This is a genomic window from Thermoplasmata archaeon, assembly GCA_036395115.1.
Classification (GTDB): domain Archaea; phylum Thermoplasmatota; class Thermoplasmata; order RBG-16-68-12; family RBG-16-68-12; genus RBG-16-68-12.
In genome coordinates, this window is record DASWDU010000004.1 from 21,305 (window position 1) to 29,001 (window position 7,697).

Consider the following 7,697-nt stretch of genomic DNA (forward strand, 5'->3'; position numbering starts at 1 on the left):
TCAGCTCGACCTCTTCGCGGCCTTCACCAGTTTCGGCGGCGCGGCCTTCTCGCCGACGGCGGCCCAGGTCCGGGCGGGCAGACCCCAGATGTAGATGAATCCCTCCGCCATCGATTGGCGGAACCGATCGCCCTTCGAGTACGTCGCGAGGCCGTGATCGTAAAGGGAGTAGGGCGACGCGCGGCCGACGACCGTGGCCGAGCCCTTGAAGAGCTTCACGGTGACGTCGCCCGAGACGCGCGCTTGGGTCGACCCGACATACGCGTCGAACGCCTCCCGGAGCGGCGTGAACCACAGGCCGTCGTAGATGAGCGTCGCGTAGCGCGAGGCGACCGTGCGCGAGAACTCGAGGACGTCCCGCGGCAAGACGAGGGCCTCGAGCGCCTGGTGGGCCTTCAGGAGGACCGTCGCCGCGGGACACTCGTACACCTCCCGCGACTTGATCCCGACGACGCGGGACTCGACGTGGTCGATCCGGCCGACGCCATGGCGGCCCGCGCGCTCGTTCAGCGCGGCGATGAGGGACGCGAAGTCCGTCGGGCTGCCCTGGAGGGCCACGGGTTTACCCGCTTCGAAGTGGATCGTCACCTGCTCGGATCGGTCCGGCGCCTCGGAGGGGCTCGTCGTCCACGCGAACACCTCTTCCGGCGGTTCGATCCGGGGGTCTTCCAGGACGCCGCATTCGATCGAGCGGCCCCACAGGTTCTCGTCCGTGCTGTACGGCGAGCCCGTGGCGACCGGCACGGGGATCCCGCGTCCGTTCGCGTACGCGACCTCCTCGTCCCGCGTCATCGCCCACTCCCGAGCGGGCGCGATGACCTGGAGGTCCGGCGCGAGGGCGGTCGTGCAGAGGTCGAACCGCACCTGGTCGTTGCCTTTGCCGGTGCACCCGTGCGCGATGAAGCCGGCCCCCTCGCGCCGCGCGACGGCGACGAGGTGCTTCCCGATCAGCGGCCGGGCGAGGGCCGTGCTCAGCGGATACTGGCTTTCGTACACCGCGTTGGCGGCGAGGGCGGGGAGGATGTACTCCTCCGCGAACTCCGTGCGCGCGTCGACCACGTATGCCTTGGCCCCGAGGCGCGTCGCCTTCTCGCGCAGCGCCACGAAGTCGGCCGGTTGACCGACGTCGACGGTCAGCGCGATCACATCGAACTCGCGGTCTTGCAACCACCGGATCGCGACGGAGGTGTCGAGGCCTCCGGAATACGCCAGAATGACCTTGTTTTGCGACATGTGCGACGAGACCCCAACCGGTGCGAACGCTGACGACTCGTCGGTGCGTACTTCAATATGTTGACATCGTTGAGTCAATCCGGGACAAAATTGTCAAATATCGGACACCTCCTCCCGAGGCGACGTGGCGAACGTCGCGAAGCAGGTGCGAGAGTACATTGCGAACCACCCGAGCGTCTCGGACGCATTGAAGATGGAGATCGTGAACTACTCCGCGCTCGCCCGCAAGATCTGCAAGGAGGTGGGCATCCGCCGAGAGGAGGCGGTCCTCGCAGCATGCCGCCGATTTCCCGTGGACAAGCTGCGCGGATTCAACGAGGACGTGGTCCGGCGGATGCTCCAGAAGAGCCGGATCCAGACGCGCACGAAGATCGCCACGATCACCGTCGTCGAAGGAGTCGATGTCCTCCAGCGCCTCGGCGACGTCGTCGAGGAACTCCTCGACGAGAACCGAACGTGTCGGCTCATCCAAGTATCCCAGGGCACGGTAATCATCGTCGACGATGTCTCGGTTTCGCGGGTCACGAAGCGTCTCCGATCCGAACAGATCCTCAACGTCAGGCGCGGCCTCGTCGAGATCGCAGTGACGAGCCCCGAGACGATCGAGGAGACGCCCGGTCTCCTCGCCTTCCTGTCCGGCGCGCTCGCGTCACGAGGGATCAACATCGTCGAGGAGATGTCCTGCTACACCGACACGATTTTCCTCTTCAATCGCGACGACATGACGCCCGCGATGGAGATTCTCGCCCAGAACCTCCGTTGAGGGACGCCGCCGCCGAGACTATCGCCCGGCGACGAGGAACGGGTTGTCGCTGTAGTCCACGGGGATGTCGACCACCGCGGGCTCCTTCGACTCGAGGGCGTCTTCCACGACAGCCTCCAGCTCGGACGGACGCTCGACCCGGAAGCCGCGGATTCCGAACGCCTTCGCGACCTCCACGAGGTCCGGATTCCCGAACTCCGTGCCGGTCGTGCGGCCGAACTTGGCCATCTGCTTCCACTTGATGCTACCGAGACCATCGTCGCGGAAGACGAGGTTCACGGTCGCCGCTCCCTCCCGCCGCGCCGTCTCCAGCTCGTGGACGCTCATCATGAACCCGCCGTCCCCGCTCAGCGTGACGACGCGCCGATTCGGGTCGTTCAGCTTCGCGGCGATTCCGCCCGGAATCGCGATGCCCATCGCCGAGAGCCCGTTCGAAACGAGGACCGTATTCGGTTTCATGGCGCGGAAGAATCGGCCGAGCCACAGCTTGTGCGCGCCCACGTCGGAGATGAGGAGATCGTCCGGTTTCAGGATGTCCCGCAGCTGCCATACGACGCGTTGCGGCTTCAGCCGTTTCGTCGAGCGAACCGCTATGTCCGAGGCTAACCGTTTCAAGATTTTCTCTCGGATGAGGCGCGCGGCTTCCGCGTCCCGCGGTTTCCGACCGCGCTCGCGCAGGATGCGCAATGCCTCGCGGATTTCTCCAGGGACCTCGACGTCCGGAACATAGTGGGCGGAAATCTCGGCGGGAAGGGAATCGATGTGGACGATCCGTCGGTCCCCTCGCGGGTTCCAGGTCCGAGGATCGTACTCGACGAAATCGTACCCGACGCAGATCACGAGGTCGGACGCGTCGAGTCCCGCGAGCTCGTAGTCGCGAGGCAGGACCCCGACCGTGAGGAGGCTCATCGGCGACGTCCATGGGACCGTCCCTTTCCCCATGAACGTGTGGGCCACCGGGATGTTCAGCGCCTCCGCGAACGCCGTCAGCTCTTCGGAGGCGCCGTTCCGGATCACGCCGTTCCCCGCGAGGACGAGAGGCCGTTCGGCTTTCTCGATCAGGGCCGCGGCCTGGTCAAGGCTCGCCTTGTCCGGCGAAGGATTGCGGATCCGCTCCCGCGGCAGCGGCGTTCGGTTCGCCCGCACTGCCTCCTCGGCGACATTCTCCGGCAACTCGATGTGGGTCGATCCGGGCTTCTCCGCTTCCGCGAGCTTGAAGGCCTTTCGGACGACCTCGGTCACGGTCGCAGAATTCTCGATGCGGGCATTCCACTTCGTGATCGGACGGAACAGTTCCAGGATGTCGACGAACTGGTGGGACTCGCGGTGGATCCTCGACAGATCGGCCTGGGCCGTGATCGCGACGAGCGGCGCGCGGTCGAGGAACGCGTCCGCCACGCCGGTCACAAGGTTCGTCGAACCGGGGCCCAACGTCGCGAGGCAGACGCCGGCTCGGCCGGTGAGGCGGCCGTAGACGTCGGCCATGAACGCCGCGGCTCCTTCGTGTCGCGTCAGGACGAATCGAATCGAGCTGTCGCGGAGCGCGTCCATCAGCTCGAGGTTCTCCTCGCCGGGGATTCCGAACGCGAACCGGACGCCTTCGTTCTCCAAGCAGGAGACGAGGAGCGCGGCGGCTTTCATACAAACGGGATTGGCGGTGGACGATTTATGGTGTGTGGACGACCGACGCGCGCGAGCATGCGCCTGCGAGGCGCCGTCGTGGTCCGGAACCTATTTCTCCCGGCCTCAGTTCTTCAGAGTCCACCGGGATCATGGACGCAAGCGCCGTCGTTGAATCTCTCCTCCGGTCGAAGGAGCCTTCGATCCGTTGGAAGACACGGGTCAACGTCCTCGAAGAGGAACGGGACTCGAAACGGGTCCGGGCGCTCGAAGAGGAGGTCCGTCGTTCCCCACGGGTCCGAGCTCTCCTCTCCCGGCGCGAGCGGCTCGGAAGGCCGGGGACCGCGCGCATGGTCTACTACAAGTGGCACGGCGTCCACTGGGTGCTCGCGAGCCTCGCCGACATCGGGTATCCCGTAGGGGACGAGAGCCTCTATCCGATCCGGGACCGCATCCTGGAATTCTGGCTGAAGCCGAGCTACTACCGCGAGTTCGCCGCACGGACCGAAGCCGAAGCGTATCGATCCGAAGGCGTTCCTATGATGGAGGGTCGGTACCGCCGGTGCGCCTCCCAGCAGGGGAATCCACTGTATTTCCTTTCGATCCTGGGCATCGGCGATGACCGAGCCGACCTTCTCGCCGAGCGACTCCTGCATTGGCAGTGGCCCGACGGGGGGTGGAACTGCGACCGGCACCCTTCCGCCGACACGTCCTCGTTCATGGAGACGAGGTTGCCGATGCTCGCTCTGGCGGCGTACGCGCGAACCCACTAATCCGCCGCTGTCGACGAGGCGGTCGAGCGGGCGAGCGAGGTGTTTCTTCGGAGGAGGCTGTTCAAACGGGCCACCAATGGACGGATCATCCACCCGGATTTCGTGGCCCTCCACTATCCGCTCTATTGGCAATACGACTACCTCGGCGGACTGCTGGCCATGGCCCAGATCGGACGGATTCGGGATCCTCGCTGCGCAGATGCGCTGGATCTCCTCGAAGACAAGCGCCTACCCGATGGCGGCTGGCCCGCCGAGAGGCGCCACTACAAGGTCCGTCCTCGGACGATGGAGGCGAACGCCGATTACGTCGACTGGGGAGGGACCAGCCGGACGCGGATGAACGAGTGGGTCACGGTCGATGCGCTTGCGGTCTTGCAGTCCGCCGGGCGTCTTGAGGTTTGACCGTTGCGACGCGGACGGTCGGAATTGGCGGCGTCTCCGTCGTCAGGGAATCGTCTGCCTCGCCGAGCCCGTCCGGTACTGGGAGGCTCCGTGAACTCCCCGGAATGTAATGAGGAGAAACGAATGCTACTTTGCGATGCTCCTCCGGGAACTGTGGGTAACGAGTTCGTCCAACCATTGAAGGCGGTGAGTAGTTTCGCCTAGGTCCCCTAAACAGATACATAGCGCGGGCCGAATTGGTCCGTCAAACTCGGGCTTTGAGATGGGCCGACGATGGACTCTCGCAGAGGATGACTACCTCTGTGCGAATCACCGTGTAACTACCTTCGCTGCAATTGGATCAGCGATCGGGCGTTCCTCGGATGGCGTTGCCGGGAGAGTGAAGAAACTCGGACTGTCTCGTCCTGGGATCGCATGGAACCGGGGAAAGAAGCTCCCCTCATCATGGAATAGAGGACTTCCATGGACGGAGTCGGCTCGTGAGAAGATGAGAATTGCCAAGGTGGGCCGGGCGCTCTCCTTGGAACACAAAGCGAAGATAGCGGCGGGGTTGAAAGGGAAACCCAAGACTCTGGAACACAATGCCGCCGTCAGCAGGGCTCACAAACGACTCTGGCTGGACCCAGGGTACGCGAGAAGAGTGCTGGCCCGCAGGACCCCGAGTGCGCTTGAAATGAAGTTGCTTCGCATCATACAAGAGTTGGGCTTGCCCCTGGAATTCGTAGGCGACGGCAAACTTTCAATCGGCGGGAAGAATCCCGACTTCGCAAACCTGTCCCGACGCTTGGCCGTCGAGGTCTTCTACCAGAGGCACAAGGAGCGGTTCAGGGGCGGGGTCGAGTCTTGGAAACGGAAAAGAAGAAGAGGGTTCGCCGCTCATGGATGGACATCCGCTTTCTTCGATGAAACCCAAGTAACCGCCGAGCGGATCTCTCAGTGGGCACACAAGGCCGAGCTCATCCCGTACCTCCCACGCGGTGTCAATCTGACCAAGAAGTCCCCTCCGCTCCCTTCCAGGCGGCGCAGGGGGGCCGCGCGGCTCCTGAGTTCGCTCTTGAGGGATTGAATTGGCGGCTGACGTTCGGTCCGTTGTTGAGCGTCACCGGCGTTCCATCAGAATCGACCACGCGAGCGGGCGGAAGCCCGGCTGGGACAGCGTGAAGCGGAACTCCCGGATCTCGAGGAACGTGAACAGCGGACCGAGCTCCGTGCGGAACTCGTGCTCGTAGACGACTGGCGGGCCGTCCGTCGGCTCCTTGGCGTTTCCGGCGAGGCACAGCCAACGCGTGCCTGGTCGGGAGACGCATTCGAGGGTCCTTAGGAATCCGTTCAGGTCCGTGTGGCGGATTCCATGGTAGATTCCGCGGTCGAATAGCACGTCGTACGGGCCTCCGAGGCCAACCCGCGTCAGGTCTCCGATGCGGAAGTCAACGGTGACGCCCGCACGTCGCGCCTTTTCGCGCGCCTGCTGGATTGCGGTCCCAGCGAAGTCGATGGCGGTCACCTCATACCCACGCCGCGCGAACTCGATCGCATTCGTCCCCGTGCCGCAGCCGAATTCGAGGACCGTGGTGCCGGGTAACCGACCCGCCTCCAGGAGGCGGATGAGCTCGACGCTCGGGACTCCGGTGTCCCACGGCGTATCGCCCGTTACGTAGGACTTCTCGAATCCACCGACGCCACCCATCGGCGACCGGACCCCGGGAGCCGGGATGGCGCGCGCGCGCACTTTAACCCTTCCGGCCGCCGCCGAAGGGGAAAGGTAGTCCACCGCTTCTTGAACGCAGGGATCCGCTCCGTCCTCACCGTGCAAGATACGTGAAGCGGGCTCTCGCCATTCGACCGCGGGTCACGTGATCCGATACGTCCGGGTCTCCGGACGGACGGCGCGACCGATCCAGTAGGAGAGCAGCGGAATCGACCACCAGAGGATCCGGGCTTGCACGCCGCCGATCGTCACCTCCCAGAACGGCGGTGCGATGGCGACCGTCATCAGGGCGGCCAGGATCACCAATCGGTTCCTGCCGTTCCGGAACAGCCGGACGATCTCGGGAGCGATGAGCCCTTTCTCCTCGATGCTGAGCACGTGGGCGAACGCGGCGAGGATTAACATGATGCCAGACAGGTCGAGGGTGAACAGGGTGGACGAGTAATCGCTGACGCGGTCGGCTTCCTCGGCCGTGAGCGTCGGATTCACGACCTCGACCGTGTTGAGCAGGTACGGAATCACCGCGACCAAGAGCAGGAGGACGACGTTGAGGAGCGTCACCGCCTTCGTCTCGATCGGCAGGACGGACATGTAGGTCGTGTAGATGAGCCAGGCCGTGATCAGGATGAGGAACGTGAAACCGAAGGCGACGATGTGGCGGTTGATCTCGTCGCCCGACGACGGAGGACTGACGAGGAGGGCGAGCGAGCCGATCGAGAGCGAGAGGCCGAAGATGAGGTCGGCGAGCGTCTCGATCCGCGGCCGCGGCCGGCGACGCCCTTCTCCGTCCGAGGCCCCGGCGGTCCGTCGATCGCTCGCGACATCGAGGGACAAGGTCGTCCCGGCAACGAGGGAACGTGTCCTATGCTTATCGGTCGTGCGGTGCGCTACCGGAGCTCCAGCGCGTCGTCGACGTCCTTCAGGATCCGGTTGGCCCGTTCGACGACGTCCCTCGGCGGCGGGGAGGTCCCGCTCAGTTCGAGCCTCAGGCGGATGCGGAGGTCGAATCCTTCCGTGCTCGCGAGCAGCCTGGACATCGCGTCCGCGAGCTCCCGAAACTGCTCCGCGGCGAGCGCGGCCTGCGCGACGCGTGGGCCGACCGGCGCGCTGCTTCGGGAGAGTCGCCGGGCGAACGCCCGGAGCGTGCCGGCCGGTCTGCGGACCTCGGCTTCGCCGCGGCCGGGGCGAGCGACCTCCG

Annotated in this window: 9 protein-coding genes; 4 read left to right on the plus strand and 5 right to left on the minus strand. The window is 65.1% G+C overall.

Annotated elements, in window-relative coordinates; all coding sequences use genetic code 11:
• The gene (locus tag VF992_00660; protein HEX9339674.1) at positions 1 to 1,233 is read right to left on the minus strand and encodes an argininosuccinate synthase; all 1,233 of its coding nucleotides are present in this window, start codon (positions 1,231 to 1,233) and stop codon (positions 1 to 3) included.
• A gap of 124 nt (positions 1,234 to 1,357) precedes the next feature.
• On the opposite strand from VF992_00660, the gene VF992_00665 reads away from it, so the two are divergent.
• Positions 1,358 to 1,996 carry an ACT domain-containing protein gene (locus tag VF992_00665; GenBank protein ID HEX9339675.1) on the plus strand — a complete coding sequence of 213 codons (639 nt, stop codon included), beginning with the start codon at positions 1,358 to 1,360 and terminating at the stop codon, positions 1,994 to 1,996.
• 18 nt (positions 1,997 to 2,014) lie between these two features.
• On the opposite strand, the gene VF992_00670 is transcribed toward VF992_00665, so the two are convergent.
• The gene (locus VF992_00670) at positions 2,015 to 3,637 is read right to left on the minus strand and encodes an acetolactate synthase large subunit (protein HEX9339676.1); all 1,623 of its coding nucleotides are present in this window, start codon (positions 3,635 to 3,637) and stop codon (positions 2,015 to 2,017) included.
• A 131-nt stretch (positions 3,638 to 3,768) separates the two neighbouring features.
• Here VF992_00670 and VF992_00675 point away from each other — a divergent pair, with 131 nt between their 5' ends.
• From VF992_00675 to VF992_00685, 3 genes are all read left to right on the plus strand, one after another.
• Positions 3,769 to 4,389 (plus strand): hypothetical protein, encoded by a 621-nt coding sequence (locus VF992_00675; GenBank protein ID HEX9339677.1) that lies wholly within the window; start codon positions 3,769 to 3,771, stop codon positions 4,387 to 4,389.
• Between the two features lie 102 nt (positions 4,390 to 4,491).
• Positions 4,492 to 4,791, plus strand: a complete 300-nt coding sequence (locus VF992_00680; GenBank protein HEX9339678.1) for a hypothetical protein — start codon at positions 4,492 to 4,494, stop codon at positions 4,789 to 4,791.
• Positions 4,792 to 5,278: 487 nt separating this feature from the next.
• Positions 5,279 to 5,857: a hypothetical protein gene (locus VF992_00685; protein ID HEX9339679.1), complete on the plus strand. Its 579-nt coding sequence runs from the start codon at positions 5,279 to 5,281 to the stop codon at positions 5,855 to 5,857.
• A gap of 33 nt (positions 5,858 to 5,890) precedes the next feature.
• Here VF992_00685 and VF992_00690 read toward each other — a convergent pair whose 3' ends face one another.
• The 3 genes from VF992_00690 to VF992_00700 all read right to left on the minus strand — a co-directional run.
• Entirely contained in the window at positions 5,891 to 6,520 is a 630-nt protein-coding gene (locus VF992_00690; GenBank protein HEX9339680.1) for a class I SAM-dependent methyltransferase, read from the minus strand.
• Positions 6,521 to 6,640: 120 nt separating this feature from the next.
• On the minus strand, positions 6,641 to 7,333 hold the full coding sequence (locus VF992_00695) for a hypothetical protein (GenBank protein HEX9339681.1): 693 nt from the start codon (positions 7,331 to 7,333) through the stop codon (positions 6,641 to 6,643).
• A 53-nt stretch (positions 7,334 to 7,386) separates the two neighbouring features.
• On the minus strand, positions 7,387 to 7,697 hold a 311-nt coding region (locus VF992_00700; protein HEX9339682.1), incomplete at its 5' end, for a hypothetical protein.